Origin of the sequence: Synechococcus sp. MIT S9504 (assembly GCF_047497135.1) — a bacterium.
Classification (GTDB): Bacteria; Cyanobacteriota; Cyanobacteriia; order PCC-6307; family Cyanobiaceae; genus Synechococcus_C.
The window spans coordinates 353,732-366,490 of record NZ_CP138942.1 but is presented as its reverse complement, the minus strand read 5'-3'; the positions used below and the strand labels follow the sequence as shown (position 1 = coordinate 366,490).

19 protein-coding genes and 2 tRNA genes are annotated in these 12,759 nt (G+C 53.5%); 18 read left to right on the top strand and 3 right to left on the bottom strand.

All coding sequences use genetic code 11. The annotated features are described in order from the left end of the window. Positions 1 to 3: 3 nt before the first annotated feature. Positions 4 to 921: a 3'(2'),5'-bisphosphate nucleotidase CysQ gene (locus tag SIB58_RS02045; RefSeq protein WP_066906023.1), complete on the bottom strand. Its 918-nt coding sequence runs from the start codon at positions 919 to 921 to the stop codon at positions 4 to 6. A 23-nt stretch (positions 922 to 944) separates the two neighbouring features. On the opposite strand from SIB58_RS02045, the gene rsmI reads away from it, so the two are divergent. Next, on the top strand, positions 945 to 1,811 hold the full coding sequence (gene rsmI, locus SIB58_RS02040; protein WP_066906025.1) for a 16S rRNA (cytidine(1402)-2'-O)-methyltransferase: 867 nt from the start codon (positions 945 to 947) through the stop codon (positions 1,809 to 1,811). A 24-nt stretch (positions 1,812 to 1,835) separates the two neighbouring features. Next, entirely contained in the window at positions 1,836 to 2,063 is a 228-nt protein-coding gene (locus SIB58_RS02035) for a hypothetical protein (protein ID WP_066906027.1), read from the top strand. 2 nt (positions 2,064 to 2,065) lie between these two features. Here SIB58_RS02035 and SIB58_RS02030 read toward each other — a convergent pair whose 3' ends face one another. After that, a complete protein-coding gene (locus SIB58_RS02030) occupies positions 2,066 to 2,839 on the bottom strand; it encodes a helix-turn-helix domain-containing protein (protein ID WP_066906029.1) in 774 nt (257 codons plus the stop codon). Positions 2,840 to 2,906: 67 nt separating this feature from the next. On the opposite strand from SIB58_RS02030, the gene SIB58_RS02025 reads away from it, so the two are divergent. The 14 genes from SIB58_RS02025 to SIB58_RS01960 all read left to right on the top strand — a co-directional run bounded on the left by SIB58_RS02025 (position 2,907) and on the right by SIB58_RS01960 (position 11,465). Further along, positions 2,907 to 2,980 (top strand) — tRNA-Arg (locus SIB58_RS02025). Between the two features lie 258 nt (positions 2,981 to 3,238). After that, positions 3,239 to 4,669, top strand: coding sequence for a phage terminase large subunit (locus tag SIB58_RS02020; RefSeq protein ID WP_414494694.1), 1,431 nt, complete (start codon positions 3,239 to 3,241; stop codon positions 4,667 to 4,669). A gap of 163 nt (positions 4,670 to 4,832) precedes the next feature. Then, entirely contained in the window at positions 4,833 to 5,177 is a 345-nt protein-coding gene (locus SIB58_RS02015) for a hypothetical protein (RefSeq protein WP_067327704.1), read from the top strand. 123 nt (positions 5,178 to 5,300) lie between these two features. After that, positions 5,301 to 5,735: a hypothetical protein gene (locus SIB58_RS02010; protein ID WP_156486837.1), complete on the top strand. Its 435-nt coding sequence runs from the start codon at positions 5,301 to 5,303 to the stop codon at positions 5,733 to 5,735. A gap of 173 nt (positions 5,736 to 5,908) precedes the next feature. Continuing rightward, positions 5,909 to 6,679 carry an SDR family NAD(P)-dependent oxidoreductase gene (locus SIB58_RS02005; protein ID WP_066912539.1) on the top strand — a complete coding sequence of 257 codons (771 nt, stop codon included), beginning with the start codon at positions 5,909 to 5,911 and terminating at the stop codon, positions 6,677 to 6,679. A gap of 141 nt (positions 6,680 to 6,820) precedes the next feature. After that, entirely contained in the window at positions 6,821 to 7,087 is a 267-nt protein-coding gene (locus SIB58_RS02000; RefSeq protein WP_066912531.1) for a Nif11-like leader peptide family natural product precursor, read from the top strand. A 181-nt stretch (positions 7,088 to 7,268) separates the two neighbouring features. Continuing rightward, the gene (locus tag SIB58_RS01995) at positions 7,269 to 7,532 is read left to right on the top strand and encodes a Nif11-like leader peptide family natural product precursor (protein ID WP_066912528.1); all 264 of its coding nucleotides are present in this window, start codon (positions 7,269 to 7,271) and stop codon (positions 7,530 to 7,532) included. A 174-nt stretch (positions 7,533 to 7,706) separates the two neighbouring features. Beyond that, positions 7,707 to 7,952: a Nif11-like leader peptide family natural product precursor gene (locus tag SIB58_RS01990; RefSeq protein ID WP_066912524.1), complete on the top strand. Its 246-nt coding sequence runs from the start codon at positions 7,707 to 7,709 to the stop codon at positions 7,950 to 7,952. Positions 7,953 to 8,256: 304 nt separating this feature from the next. Next, entirely contained in the window at positions 8,257 to 8,502 is a 246-nt protein-coding gene (locus SIB58_RS01985) for a Nif11-like leader peptide family RiPP precursor (protein WP_066912546.1), read from the top strand. A gap of 217 nt (positions 8,503 to 8,719) precedes the next feature. After that, positions 8,720 to 9,262 (top strand): hypothetical protein, encoded by a 543-nt coding sequence (locus SIB58_RS01980; RefSeq protein WP_066912521.1) that lies wholly within the window; start codon positions 8,720 to 8,722, stop codon positions 9,260 to 9,262. Further along, on the top strand, positions 9,262 to 10,233 hold the full coding sequence (locus SIB58_RS01975) for a hypothetical protein (protein WP_067327701.1): 972 nt from the start codon (positions 9,262 to 9,264) through the stop codon (positions 10,231 to 10,233). Before SIB58_RS01980 ends, SIB58_RS01975 begins: the two co-directional genes overlap by 1 nt. 2 nt (positions 10,234 to 10,235) lie before the next feature. Then, positions 10,236 to 10,646: a hypothetical protein gene (locus SIB58_RS01970; RefSeq protein WP_067327698.1), complete on the top strand. Its 411-nt coding sequence runs from the start codon at positions 10,236 to 10,238 to the stop codon at positions 10,644 to 10,646. 193 nt (positions 10,647 to 10,839) lie between these two features. After that, positions 10,840 to 11,178, top strand: a complete 339-nt coding sequence (locus SIB58_RS01965) for a thermonuclease family protein (protein ID WP_066912509.1) — start codon at positions 10,840 to 10,842, stop codon at positions 11,176 to 11,178. Continuing rightward, positions 11,175 to 11,465: a hypothetical protein gene (locus SIB58_RS01960; protein WP_066912544.1), complete on the top strand. Its 291-nt coding sequence runs from the start codon at positions 11,175 to 11,177 to the stop codon at positions 11,463 to 11,465. The genes SIB58_RS01965 and SIB58_RS01960 overlap by 4 nt, the downstream gene beginning before the upstream one ends. A gap of 91 nt (positions 11,466 to 11,556) precedes the next feature. Here SIB58_RS01960 and SIB58_RS01955 read toward each other — a convergent pair whose 3' ends face one another. Continuing rightward, complete coding sequence (locus SIB58_RS01955) at positions 11,557 to 12,279, bottom strand: Coq4 family protein (protein WP_074159403.1); 723 nt, start codon at positions 12,277 to 12,279, stop codon at positions 11,557 to 11,559. 107 nt (positions 12,280 to 12,386) lie between these two features. Here SIB58_RS01955 and SIB58_RS01950 point away from each other — a divergent pair, with 107 nt between their 5' ends. Continuing rightward, positions 12,387 to 12,641, top strand: a complete 255-nt coding sequence (locus SIB58_RS01950) for a hypothetical protein (RefSeq protein WP_156486836.1) — start codon at positions 12,387 to 12,389, stop codon at positions 12,639 to 12,641. Further along, a tRNA-Ser gene (locus tag SIB58_RS01945) sits at positions 12,612 to 12,676 on the top strand. Before SIB58_RS01950 ends, SIB58_RS01945 begins: the two co-directional genes overlap by 30 nt. Positions 12,677 to 12,759: the final 83 nt, after the last annotated feature.

Here is a 12,759-nt window from a genome sequence, read left to right as displayed (position 1 = left end):
GCCTCAGACCTGAAAACCAGGATCAATTGTCTCCATAGCCCGTGCCGCTCGCTGCTCAAGCGCGGCATGGGCTTTTCCATGGCTGGCGATCAGACAACCTGCCTGACGCACATCACCGGTGTTGTAGGCCAGCGGACGACCATCCGCATGGGTGAAGGCACCACCAGCTGCCAGCAACACGGCCTCAGGGGCTGCCATATCCCAGTCTTTAGGAGCACTCTTGCCAGAGAGCGAGATGTAGAGATCGGTCTCACCTCGCAGGATGGTGGCCACCTTGCAACCCACACTGCCGACAGCCTTGGAGCCGGCGAGAGGAAGAGCTGCAATCAGTCGTTCCAGCCGATCGTCCCGATGACTACGGCTCGCCACCATGATCAGTTCGCCCTCAGCAGAGCGGTCGCTGAAGCGAACGGGACTGCACATGCCGCTGCGGTTTTCGCACCAGCTGCCATCACCCACCACACCGAACCACAGCTCATCCGCCTCCGGAAGCAACACCACACCCAGCACCGGACGCTGACCCTGCACCAGCGCCAGATGAACGGCGTATTCGCCTGTGCCTTGCAAAAAATCCTTGGTGCCATCCAGAGGATCCAGAATCCAGAGCCATTCGGCAGGCAAGGGCTCTCCATCGGTGAGCTGCTCTTTGGCGGTCTCCTCGCTGAGCAAGGTCCAGCCAGCATCGGGGAACGCTGAACGCAGACCATCCAGCAACCATTGATTCACCGCCAGGTCAGCTGCAGAGACGGGCCCCTCTCCACCGTTGTCAACACTCAGGGCCCTGGGAAAACCATGGGGAGGCTGCTCAGCGCGGGCATAGGCCCGCAGAATGTCGGCGGCCCCCCAGCAGAGAGGGCGCAGTGCCTCGAGCAGGCTGTCCTGACTGATGCCGGCAGGCAGGTTCATCGCAGTCGGCATCATGGAGTGATCTGGGCGGAGCCATTGTGAAGCAGCGCGCCGAACCGGAAGCTGGTGTTCTTTATCTGGTGGGCACACCGATCGGTCATCTGGGCGACCTTTCACCAAGAGCACGGGCCCTGCTGGTCGCCGTGGACACCATTGCCTGCGAAGACACACGCCATAGCGGCCAACTGCTCACAGCCCTGGGATCGAAGGCCCGCCGCTGCAGCTTCCATCAGCACAACACGTATGGCCGCATTCCCCAGTTGCTCAACGAACTCAGCAGTGGCCACAGCGTTGCCGTGATAAGCGATGCCGGACTGCCCGGGATCAGTGACCCAGGCGAAGAGCTCGTGGCTGCAGCACGACAGGCCGGCCATGCCGTGATCTGCATCCCCGGCCCCTGCGCCGCCACCACAGCACTGGTCAGCAGTGGCCTCCCCAGCGGCCGCTTCTGCTTCGAAGGATTTCTGCCGGCCAAAGGGCGTGAGCGGCGCGAAAGCTTGGCAGCAGTGGTTGCAGAAGAACGCACCACGGTGCTTTACGAGGCTCCGCATCGTCTGGTGAAGTTGCTGGAAGAGCTTCAGGAACTTTGCGGTGATCAACGCGCTCTGCAGGTGACCCGCGAACTGACCAAACGTCATGAACAACAGGTGGGACCGACCGTGATCGCGGCCCTTGAACATTTCAAGGAGCATCCTCCCCAGGGTGAATTCACACTGGTGCTGGGTGGTGCTCCGCAACAGGAGCAAGCCACCATGAACGACGATCAGTGTCGCCAGCAACTCGCAGCACTGATCAAGCAGGGCATGAAGCCCAGTGACGCAGCCAAGGATCTATCCAGAAGCGCCGGACGATCACGGCGGGAGCTGTACGCACTGCTGCATGAGAACCAGAAACAGGCAGACTGATCGGAGCTTCGCGAAACCCGCGGCATGTTGCTGCGCCTGAGACTGCTGCTGATCACGCTGGGTGGTAGTGCCGCTTTGCTTGTGGTGCTATGCCTTGGAGCGCAAAATCTCAGCGACCGCTACAGGTTGAAACTGGGCGTGGGGACGACGGCACCACTGCCTGCAGGCTTCATTGTTGGAGTCAGCACTGTTCTGGGAGTGATCAGCGGTGGCAGCCTCGCGGTGGTGTTGATGCCTCACTCACAACGCTGAGTTCAGACATCCAGTGAATACAGGGCCCCTTCCAGCACGAGGCGAGTGATTCCCCTGGCAAGCAGATGGCGAGAAGTGCGCTCAAACACCTGGGTATCGGGAACCTTGATCACACGCTGGCTTCGTCCACACTGACGCTTGGCAGAGCGAGGGCTTGAGTAGAGGCATAAGGCCTGGCGTGCCAGCTCTTCGGGATTGACCACACCCAGTTCGGGGAACTCGCTGAGAGGTCGTGGATCCAGCTCAACCGTCTTATCGACCAGCATGTAAACGCTGTCGGGAAGGCTGCCGGTAACGAAAGGACGACAGCTGACCTGCTCCCTGCTGACTTGCGGCAGATCAACCGGCAGAACAGCAATCTCCTGAAAAACCCCATCCGATGCCGCATCGAAGGGCTCGTCATCGGAGACCTCATCAGCATCGTCATCACCGAAATCGTCCGCATCATCGAGGGCAAGGGTGACGCTGCCATCAACTTCATCGGCCTGCGTCAGCTCAGGTTCAACGGGAATTTCAGGGGCTTGCCCGTGATCCGCTGCAGCTTCAGGCACCTCATTCGCTTCGAGGGAATCAACCTGAGCCGTGGTCAAAGAAGCGCGAGCACGCGCCGACTTGAGCGCGTCGTAATCCTCTGGACTCAACAGGGTGCGAACAGTGCGACTGACCGTATTCGCGCTGCACCCATAAGCCGCAGCGAGAGCGGCGGTTGACTCCCCGGCGCGATAACGGACCAAAAGCTCCTGCTTTTGACTGTTGGTAAGCCGGCTTGGTGCCATCGAGCAATTTGATCAGCCTTCAACCTTAGATGCTGCTCCCTGGTTTGACTGCAAGAATGAGCTTCATGCTCCCTTAGCTCAGCTGGATAGAGCAACTGCCTTCTAAGCAGTCGGTCGATGGTTCGAATCCATCAGGGGGCGTCAGTCACATCAAGGCTTCTCAGCCATCCTTGCCCGCCACTCGGCGTTTTTTTATTGGCAGGACCACTACGGAACCACTCTCGTCCCTTTCGAGGACATCCCAGGTCGACCTCTGCCCCCTAAAACCCAGTCATAGCCTTGAAATCCCTTGGCACGACTGGAGAATTTCTTGCCTAATAAGCAATTAACGCTCGATTCGACCCCTTGTGACAGTCCCGCCGGCATGGCACAAGGCTTCATTCAGCGGAGGTTGATCTGATGACTGCATCTGCACCTCAGGCGATCACGCCCATACCAATGCAGGCAGACATGCAGCGCGTGCCGCTCGATCACGATCTGATCGCTTGTGGGGGCCGTGGCTCCGGCAAGAGTTTTGGCGGTGAGCTGGTGGTGACCAGGGACAGCACCGTGCTGAAAGAGCGATTCAACTGCCTGATCGTTCGTCGGAGTTATGCCGGCCTGCAGGAACTGAGCAACAGCCTCAGTCGCACGTTGAGCGCGACCTATGGCCAGGTGGTGCTGAGCTTCAACAAATCGGATTGGACGTTGCGCCTGCCGACTGGTGGTGTCATCGAGTTGGCGTACCTAGACCCGAGCAGGCCACAGGCAATGCTTCGGCAGCAGGGCCGCTCACGCACAACGATCTGGGTCGATGAGGGCGGCCAGTACAGCGACCCGGACATGCTCGATCAGCTGCGGGCAACGCTGAGGGCACCACAGGGAACACCAACCCGAATGATCTTCACGGCCAACCCCGGACAGCAGGGCCATGCGTGGATTCGTCAGCGATGGGTGCAACCGGCAGGGTTCCCAGCACCAGGGCAGCCAGTGCGGTTCTTCTGCGAGGACACAGCAAGCAGCACGGTACATATCGGCAGCAACATCAGCGCCAATCCATTTCTGGATTTCGAGCAGACCAGACGGCAGATCGAGATTGCAGCTGGTGGTGACCCTGAGTTGCTGCGGGCCTGGCTTGAGGGCAGCTTCAAGGGTGATGTCACCGGGAGCTTCTTTGGTGATGCGATGAGTCGCCGGCGCAATCTGCTGGAACTGAATGGTGGTGATCGGCCTGAGATCCCAAGGGGATCACGGCTGCTGTGCTCGTTCGACTGGGGGATTGCTGCACCAAGCTGCGCAACGCTGTTCATCGTCAATCACGCGCTGTTGCCGAAGGGCAGCCTGTTCGCGATTGATGAGTGCTATTTGGCCAAGGCAACCAGGGCTGGCGAGCCCGATTGGAATGCAGGTCTGGGCGCGAGCAATCTGCAACAGGCGCAGATTTTGCAGGAATGGATCAATCGCTGGGGATTGGAGCCACAGGATCTGAAGTGGATTGCAGATGACGCGTGCTGGAACAGGACCGGCCATGCGCTGACGATTGGCGATGAGTTTCGGAAGGGCGGGATTCCGTTTATCAGAGCTGGGAAGTCGTCAGTGACTCAGGAAGCGGGACTGTCCAGGTTGCACACGATGTTGTGGGCGACTGATCGTGATGAGAGCCAGCCGTGGGTGAAGGCAAGCCGAAGGTGTCGTGCGTTTTGGGAGCTGACTCCGCTGCTGGCGAGGGACACCAAGAAGCGGGAGCTGCTGGATCCCACTGCGATCACTCACAGCATTGATACATGGCGCTATGCGGTGAACTACTGCCAGAGGCCTTATGCGGTGGGTCGTGGACCGGAGGTGTGGTGATGACAGCACGTCGTTCATTGCTGTCATTCGGCCCGACTCCAGAGCAGCTGGAACTGATGAGAGTTCTGCGTTTAGAAGGTTGGAGTTACCGAGCGATTGGCTGCCGGGTTGAAATCTGCACGGAGCGTGTCAGTTCAATTTGCAAGCTGATGGGGTGGAGCTGATGGATGTTGTCGTTAAGGATGAGCGTGCAGTTGTTGGCGATTGTGTGCTGCTGAGTTGTGGCGATAGCGAGCGAATTATGAGGATGCGTGATGTGGATGGATGTCAGATCAGGCTTGATGGAGAGGTGAAGAGTATTGAGCGTGATTGGTGCAAGGTTTTAGTTCAGGTTGAGGAAAGAGGGCAGATTACTTATTCGTTGATGCACACAAGGTTGAGGAATGTGGAGTTAACAGAGAGGGTGCATGTATGGAGCAAGGTGAATGCAAAGCAGATTGATCGAGTCAGGCGATATGGAAATGATGAGTGCGAGTTCTGGGACCCGTTAGGAGAGAGCAGTTTTTAGGGCTACCCCAACGGGGGGAGTCAGGCGGGTGGAAGACCACCTGAATGGGTGATGTGAATCCGATTGATTCGGAAGATGGTGAAGAGGTCCAGGAGGGATGACCTTTCTACTCATACGAAATAAATGAAATTTATCCATTTAATTGCTTGCTCTACCTTTATAATAACAACGTTTCCCGAGCCATCTTTAGCTCAAAAACTAGAAAGCGGCACGGCAGCAGCTAGAACGACACCGGAATATGCCAAGAAAGTTGCTCAGACTTTTTGTGATTTTCTTACATCAGGAATTTCGCCTGAAACAGCACTTTCTCAAGCAGAGTCAGAGGTAAGTAATTCAGCCCAAAAACCTCAGCCATTTAATGAGTCGATATATCGAGCAACACTTGAAAAAGCTGTAAATGAAAAGGGTTTTTGCCCTGAAGTGCCAGAGAAAAAACTTGCCGAAATCAGGAAACCAACCACATGCAATCTAAGTCCACACGAGACTGCGGATCTTGCAATTAGTAGATCAATCACCAAACAAGGAATGAATTGTCTATTGCATATCAAGGCTCATTAGGGTTTTTGTCGGGAAGCCTGAAGCCGTCAAAGCGTGGCTGAGAGCTATACAAGACCCGAAAGGAAAAAGCAGGGGGCGTTGAGTAGTCGCTATCGATCTCCCGACAAAAACAGACAGACTGAGCTTGCTGAAAAAGCTTCCCTTGCTATACAACGAAAAGCCATATATTTATTATGTCGACTCGATTGTCTGGAAAAAACGCTTTAATCACTGGGGGAAGCAGTGGAATTGGTCGAGGCATTGCCAAGCGGTTTCTTGCAGAAGGAGCCCAAGTTGCTGTTATTGGCAGGGACGAAAGAAAACTTGAAGAGCTGAAGAAAGAGACAAACAACAAGCTACAAACTATTCAAGGTGATGTAACAAATCACGAAAGACTAAAGGATATGATTCGACTAACGAAGGATAAACTTGGCTCTATAGACACGCTGGTTTGTAGCGCAGGAATCGGTTACAGGTTGCCATTGCGAGATGCAAATCTCCAAGAGTTTGATCGTACATTTAGCGTGAATGTGAGGGCAATTTTTGATATGATCAGAATCATGGAAAAGGAGCTAAGTAGAGGCAATTCATCAATTTTGCTAATTTCATCAATTGCAGGACATGTGACATTTACGGATCATGTAATATATTCTGCGGCAAAAGCGGCTATTACAAAGATGACGGCTAATTTTTCTATCGACCTTGCCGAAAGCTCTATTAGAGTCAATGCAATTTCACCTGGATTTATCAAAACACCAATCTTCGATCACAGGTTAAAGCAAGACCCTGATTTTTTCAAGAAATTAGGAAGTGCAGTACCTCTCAAGCGAATGGGGTTGCCAGAAGATATAGCAAATGCAGCCACATTCCTTTGCAGCAATGAGGCATCTTATATTACAGGAGTTGATCTAGTTGTTGATGGTGGATATATGCATCAGGGTTTGCTGCCTATGAAAAAAAATTAAAGCACTTATATGCCTTAAGCACTAATTTTTCATACGAGCCGATGCTCATCTTGATTATTAGCCAATTCTTCCCCGCCAAGTGCGGGGTTTTTATTGCCTACTGCCGACTGGTGCTATGACTGCTGAACAGACCTGCTAACCATGTCAGAAGAACAACTCAAGGCATTCCTCGCCAAGATCAAAGGCGACACCAGTCTTCAAGAGAGGCTCAAAGCAGCCGCTGATGTTGACGCAGTTCTTGCGATTGCGAAAGACGCTGGCTTGAGCATCTCTACTGACGACTTGAAAAAGGCTCAATCAGAGATTTCTGAAGAAGAACTGGAAGTCGCGGGTGGAGGTGCCGAAACTGCGTGCTTGACAAACAACACCTGTTTTGAAGCGCAAGCGTGCTGTTACTTCACCTTGTAGAGAGTGGTTATAGAAGTTTATTCATAAGAGCCCCTGCCGCCGCAAGGGTATTTTAATTCTTCAATCACACCAAAAAGACCATAAATAAGCATTCAATAACCGGCACAATTGAGCGCGTTAAGCATAAGACAAAGACACTACACGAGACTGTTGCTATAACTTCTGCACAGAACTGTAGCCAATGTCAGAAGAGCAACTGAAAGCGTTCCTGGAAAAGGTCAAAAGCGACACCAGCCTGCAGGAGAAGCTCAAAGCAGCTGCTGATGCTGATGCAGTTCTTGCGATTGCGAAAGAGGCTGGGTTTAGTGTTTCTGTTGACGACTTGAAAGAGGCTGGGTTTAAGCAATCAGAGATTTCTGACGGGGAGCTGGAAGGCGCGGCTGGTGGGGCCGACACCTTGTGTTGTCCGGTGCGGTGCGGGCAAACCTTTAGCTGTATTGCATAACTATCCCGGCTACAGGGGCAAAAGCCCCTGCCGCCGCAGGGGTTTTTATTTCTTCAATCTCGCCAATAATGCCACAAATTAGCCTTCAATGCCTGGCACGATTGAGTGCAGTAAATATTATTCAAAGTCTCTGGAGTAGGCCATTGCTATAACCGTTAAAGACTCACGTTATCCATGTCACTAGAGCAACTCAAAGCATTTCTAGAGAAGGTCAAAGCTGACACCAGCCTGCAGGAGAAGCTCAAAGCGGCTGCTGATGCTGATGCAGTTCTTGCGATTGCGAAAGAGGCTGGGTTTAAGATTTCTGCTGAAGACTTGAAGAACGCTCAAGTCACAGAGCTTTCAGATGAGGAATTGGAGGGCGTAGCTGGAGGGTACCAGTCTTGGGACGTCTGGGATGGAGTTGGATATAATTGTTGAGGTAACCAAGCCTACACACCCGCGAAAGCCCCTGCATTGACAGGGGTTTTTTTATTGCTTCAATAGTCTGACTAATCCCATAACTCAGCCTTCAATACCTGGCACGATTGAGCGCCGTTGAGCAGTAAACAGGCTGGTCAAAGCGTTGCCCAACTAGGTGTTGACTTAGTTCTGAGCTATTCACCAGAAGCTCACCAGAACTTCTTGGGTGCTGCACCAGAGCTTTGTAGTGGAGTTCACCAGTAGAGCTGTGAACTTGAAGGAGTCCAGGGGGCACCCCCCCAAACATTCATTCCTTAGAACCATGACACAAGAACAACTCACCGCTTTCATCGCTAACGCCAAAGGCAACACCAGCCTTCAGGAGAAGCTAAGAGCAGCAGCTGATGCCAATGCTGTTGCTGCAATTGCTAAAGAGGCAGGATTTTGTATTTCTGCCGATAACCCCACCAAGGCTCAAACAAGGATTTCAGCAGAGGAGCTGGAAAGCGTGGCTGGTGGCAAGGATTATGTTGGAAGAACGCTCACTCAGGGGAAGTGTGGCTGTTAAACAGCGTGCGACTTGCCGTCCGTTGGATGTTAATTAGCGTTGGTCTACTCATCAAAGCCCTTGCATTGACAGGGGCTTTTCATTACTTCAATCACCCCAAAAAAACCATCAATCAGCCTTCAATACCTGGCACGATTGAGCACAGTTGAGCAGAGATAGACAAAACGCAGTCGCTAAAATAAGAGTGTCGTTAGGGGCACTGAATCCCCGCAAATAGATGACGCCAGAAGACAGAAAGATTGTCCGCGAAGCATTGCTCGCGGCTGGCAAGGATCCATCAACAGCATCCAATGCGAATCCCTGGAGCAAGACAGGCGCAGTGGCGATGTTTGTGCAGGATTTCATCGGGAAGAATCACCCGGTAAGAGCTGCACACATGCGGCGTGAGCACAATCCTGATGGATTGTCTCTCGATGCTCAGTGTGTGCTGGACAAAACACTGAATCCAGAAGAAGTTTTACCAGAAGTTCTGCAAAACTTGTATGAGTTCGAGCCGAAATACACCAAGCACCTGATCAATCAACAGAAGGCGGCATTCGATGCGCGTGTCGCTTCTGGCGACATCTCGATGGGTGAGCTGATCCAGCTCGAAGAAGCAGGTGATCCACGCGCTGCAGAACTGCAGTCGAAGGCTGAAGCTCAGCGAGCACAGCAGAAAGCAAATCAGGCCACAGCTGAAGCGGCACTGGCGATGCAGTCCAGGGAACAGACCCGGCAGCAAGCCAAGGCCGAAGCAATTTCATCCGGGAGGGTCTTCTGATGGCGACCAAGGAACAGCTGGCCGCATTGGCTGAAACCCAGTCCGAACTGTCCGCTCCCAGCGGGACAGTCGGAGCTCCATCTGGTTTACGTAAACCGACTTCTCTAAACCAACTCTCTGGCGAGATGGTGCAACTGCCATCTGGTGACTCGGTGCCGATCGAGTTTTACGACTGGCTGAGAGGAGACCAGCGGATCTTCCTGGAAGCGAAGGAAGCGATCCGGAAAGAAGCAGCGAATGAATCGCTCGCGCTGCAGGCAGTGAATCAGTTCAGCCAGCAGCAGGTCAGCGATGCGCAGCGGATCACCAGGCTGGAGAAGCTGACAGAAGGCCTGGTTCGCGAAAACGGCGAGTTTCGGCAGCAGTTGGCCGGGACCAACACCACCATTCAGATCGGGAAATCGAACGAGCTGATCGAGCAAGAATCGAACCTTGCTCAGTTGTCGATCAAGCTCCAGGCTGTTGGTGCAGCAGAGCAGGCCGCTCACGATCGCCGGATGAGAGAGGCCCAGGACCAGGCAGCCATCACTGATGGTCAGCTGGCAGAGCAGAAGACTCTCGGGGAGGAGAACCGTTCATTCGTGAAGTCGACGCTCACGATGAGCCAGGAGATCACCAACAGCGTGAAGGATGACGTTGCTGACCTCCAGCAGGGCGTCGAGCAGCTGAAAGTTCAGCAGCAGGAGAACACTGACGGCATCAACTCCAATCGCGACACCCTGCGTGCGTTCACCGGGTACGACCTGGAAGCGGCGATCGACAGCAAGGTGAACCAGAGCTTCGACAATCGGCTGGAGCCTGCGATGGATGAGCTAGTCGAGCGGAAGTACGTGCTCACAGCACCCACCAATGGCACTGACGGGTACAACCCGAAGATCGAAGAGAAGGGCCAGTTCTTGGCGATCAATGAGCCCGACGACGCGATCGATCGAGCGGTGAAAGCAGGACTGAAAGAAGGAGGCCGCTCATGAGCATGAGATCCAGGCTTCTGAACGACGGTGTGGATCCAACCGCGATCGAAGTTGTCGGGGGCGGCAACGAAGACAGGGCGCCCGTCGAACCTGCTGCCGATGGTGGCATTAGCGGCTTCATTCTTCCGACGTTGTGGGAAGTTCTGACCGACACTGCAGAAGAGGTGCCAATCCAGAGCTCAATGACTGAGCTGATTGAGCATCTGGAAGACGGCCCACGGTTCAGACGTGGCCAGGTGGCTGCCGCACTGTCTGATCATCAGCGGGTGCTGGAAGAGATCTCACACCAATCGACAGGCCACGAACAAGTGTCCATTCCAGTTGGGAAAGTCAGCCAATCACTGGGCGGGACGAGCTGCTTTGAAGAGGCTGAGGGTGAAGCAAGCAGCTCCGAAACTGAGGATCAGAACTAGGAGGTCTGTGGTACCGAACATGGAATCTCCGCCATTGTCTCAACGCTAAGCAGATCATTGCGGATGTGAAGCGGATATCCGTAACGGCTTTTGCTGAATGTGCTCTGAGGGCCTAACTGGACCGTGATTCACTCATTTGGGGGATGCGCTCCGGTGCCTTGCCTGGTGAAGTTATATCGGGGTCAATTTTCTGATGCTGATTGCAGCCCTCGCCTCTGTCCTGATCGCCTCCTGCTACGACGGCGACACCTGCACCACCAGCGCAGGTGAAAAGATCAGGCTGGCTTGTATCAATACCCCAGAAATGCGCGGCAAACGTGCTGACCCTGTGCCTGCCAAAGCAGCACGGGACTATCTGTGGTCACTGGTAGTGGGTCGTCAGGTGTCATTACGCCGGATCACTCGTGATCGCTACAGCAGGACCGTTGGTGAACTGTTCTTGAATGGCTCCAACGTGCAGCAACAGATGGTGGCTTCAGGTCATGCCGCCATTTATTGGAAATACGCCCACCAATGCCCCTGGACACGATGATCAAATCAATCACCGCTGCAGCTCTGGCCATCGCCGCACTGGCAGGACCAGCCCACGCTGAGATTGTCGCGGCTTGGTGTGTCCTCTCCTGGACTGATGGCAGCAAGCCAGCCAAGAAAGGCGTCTGCGATTTCACGCAGACGAGCGGCGACGTCCAAGTCTGGATGGGCGATTACGAGTTTTATTTCCGTGCTAATGACCAAGGCGTCGGCTATCAACGGCAGAACAATCAAGGACACATCCTCTTCAAGCGTGGTGACTACGTCCTGAAAGTGGTGCAGGGCTGATGACCCCAGAGCTTGCTTATGCAGAAGCGCGGCAGCTCTACATCGATCAGAAGCAGACTGGTTGGCGGGCATAAAGCATTAGTATTCATTCTCAAGAAGGAAGAGTTTCCCATCGATGTATTTCATCCTGAAAAGGAGAAATCTCCAGTAGCGAAGTTAGACCAAGCTCAGATCGCCATTCAGCCAAAGGTCGCTCCCATCCCTCTTCCCAACGACACCCTTCCAAGAAGACTCCAGCGAGACCAACTTGAGTTCCAAAGCTGATAGCTTCCCAGATCATGCGATGTTCGTCGGGGCAGATGAAGCTGTGAGTCATTAAAGCGGAGAGACCCGCAACGACTCCCGGTTGCTGTTGTGAAACAGCGTAATAGGCTTGCACAGCCGCTTCCCCAGCCACCGAAGTATCAACACCAAGAATTAAATGGTGAATATCATGAAAGCTTCTTAGTCTGCGGGATACATACTCTTCCTTTTTATTGGTATCAGCAACTTTCCTTAGGTTTTTATTGACCGGTGGCAATGGATTCATGCCGAGCTGCCTAAACATTTGCTGAGCGCAAAATCCCAAGCTTCCGATTGGCATTGCTCGCATATCATCAAATGATGGCCATGGAACACCGAATCGCTCATCAACAAGGCTCTGAATTTGAGGATGAGTTGAAAATCTATTGAGCCATTCCTTTTGCAAGTCCCATTTAAAAATTGGTGAAAAATGCCTACTATGTTTAAACCCATGCTCAGGATCTCTGGCCACTTGAAGAATCCCTAATGCCAAATCGAAAGCATCCTCTTTTAATTCAGTACGAGACACCATGTCGTGAATTTGCGAGACTTTCTTGGTCTAGACCTGCCGAGCATCCGAGTCACTACTCATAACCGAACAAAGGAGGTCGGTTTATCAGCCAAAGCAGCAGATGTGAAATGGATTTCCATCAAGCAGATCTGAGCGTCACCACTTCGGCGGGCATCGCTTCCACCCGCCTGAAGCCTGCCTATCAAGCGAAAGACCGACTGCTCAATAGGCAGTCGGTCGATCCACGAGAAAACTGGATACAACTCGCTTTCTGTATCCAGAAACGTCCATCACAGAGTCGCCCCCAATCGACCCCAGGCATTGAAAACCCAGTCATAGCCCTGAAAACCCTTGCCACGACTGGGCTGGAAATTGCCTTCTAAGCAGTCGGTCGATGGTTCGAATCCATCAGGGGGCGTCAGTCACATCAAGGCTTCTCAGCCATCCTTGCCCGCCACTCGGCGTTTTTTTATTGGCAGGACCACTACGGAACCACTCTCG

Bases quoted from the DNA above. Each gene is read 5' to 3' on its own strand.
- SIB58_RS02045 (WP_066906023.1), bottom strand. From the start codon at position 921: ATGATGCCGACTGCGATGAACCTGCCTGCCGGCATCAGTCAGGACAGC.
- SIB58_RS02035 (WP_066906027.1), top strand. From the start codon at position 1,836: ATGTTGCTGCGCCTGAGACTGCTGCTGATCACGCTGGGTGGTAGTGCC.
- SIB58_RS02030 (WP_066906029.1), bottom strand. From the start codon at position 2,839: ATGGCACCAAGCCGGCTTACCAACAGTCAAAAGCAGGAGCTTTTGGTC.
- SIB58_RS02020 (WP_414494694.1), top strand. From the start codon at position 3,239: ATGACTGCATCTGCACCTCAGGCGATCACGCCCATACCAATGCAGGCA.
- SIB58_RS02015 (WP_067327704.1), top strand. From the start codon at position 4,833: ATGGATGTTGTCGTTAAGGATGAGCGTGCAGTTGTTGGCGATTGTGTG.
- SIB58_RS02010 (WP_156486837.1), top strand. From the start codon at position 5,301: ATGAAATTTATCCATTTAATTGCTTGCTCTACCTTTATAATAACAACG.
- SIB58_RS02005 (WP_066912539.1), top strand. From the start codon at position 5,909: ATGTCGACTCGATTGTCTGGAAAAAACGCTTTAATCACTGGGGGAAGC.
- SIB58_RS02000 (WP_066912531.1), top strand. From the start codon at position 6,821: ATGTCAGAAGAACAACTCAAGGCATTCCTCGCCAAGATCAAAGGCGAC.
- SIB58_RS01995 (WP_066912528.1), top strand. From the start codon at position 7,269: ATGTCAGAAGAGCAACTGAAAGCGTTCCTGGAAAAGGTCAAAAGCGAC.
- SIB58_RS01990 (WP_066912524.1), top strand. From the start codon at position 7,707: ATGTCACTAGAGCAACTCAAAGCATTTCTAGAGAAGGTCAAAGCTGAC.
- SIB58_RS01985 (WP_066912546.1), top strand. From the start codon at position 8,257: ATGACACAAGAACAACTCACCGCTTTCATCGCTAACGCCAAAGGCAAC.
- SIB58_RS01980 (WP_066912521.1), top strand. From the start codon at position 8,720: ATGACGCCAGAAGACAGAAAGATTGTCCGCGAAGCATTGCTCGCGGCT.
- SIB58_RS01975 (WP_067327701.1), top strand. From the start codon at position 9,262: ATGGCGACCAAGGAACAGCTGGCCGCATTGGCTGAAACCCAGTCCGAA.
- SIB58_RS01970 (WP_067327698.1), top strand. From the start codon at position 10,236: ATGAGATCCAGGCTTCTGAACGACGGTGTGGATCCAACCGCGATCGAA.
- SIB58_RS01965 (WP_066912509.1), top strand. From the start codon at position 10,840: ATGCTGATTGCAGCCCTCGCCTCTGTCCTGATCGCCTCCTGCTACGAC.
- SIB58_RS01960 (WP_066912544.1), top strand. From the start codon at position 11,175: ATGATCAAATCAATCACCGCTGCAGCTCTGGCCATCGCCGCACTGGCA.
- SIB58_RS01955 (WP_074159403.1), bottom strand. From the start codon at position 12,279: ATGGTGTCTCGTACTGAATTAAAAGAGGATGCTTTCGATTTGGCATTA.
- SIB58_RS01950 (WP_156486836.1), top strand. From the start codon at position 12,387: ATGGATTTCCATCAAGCAGATCTGAGCGTCACCACTTCGGCGGGCATC.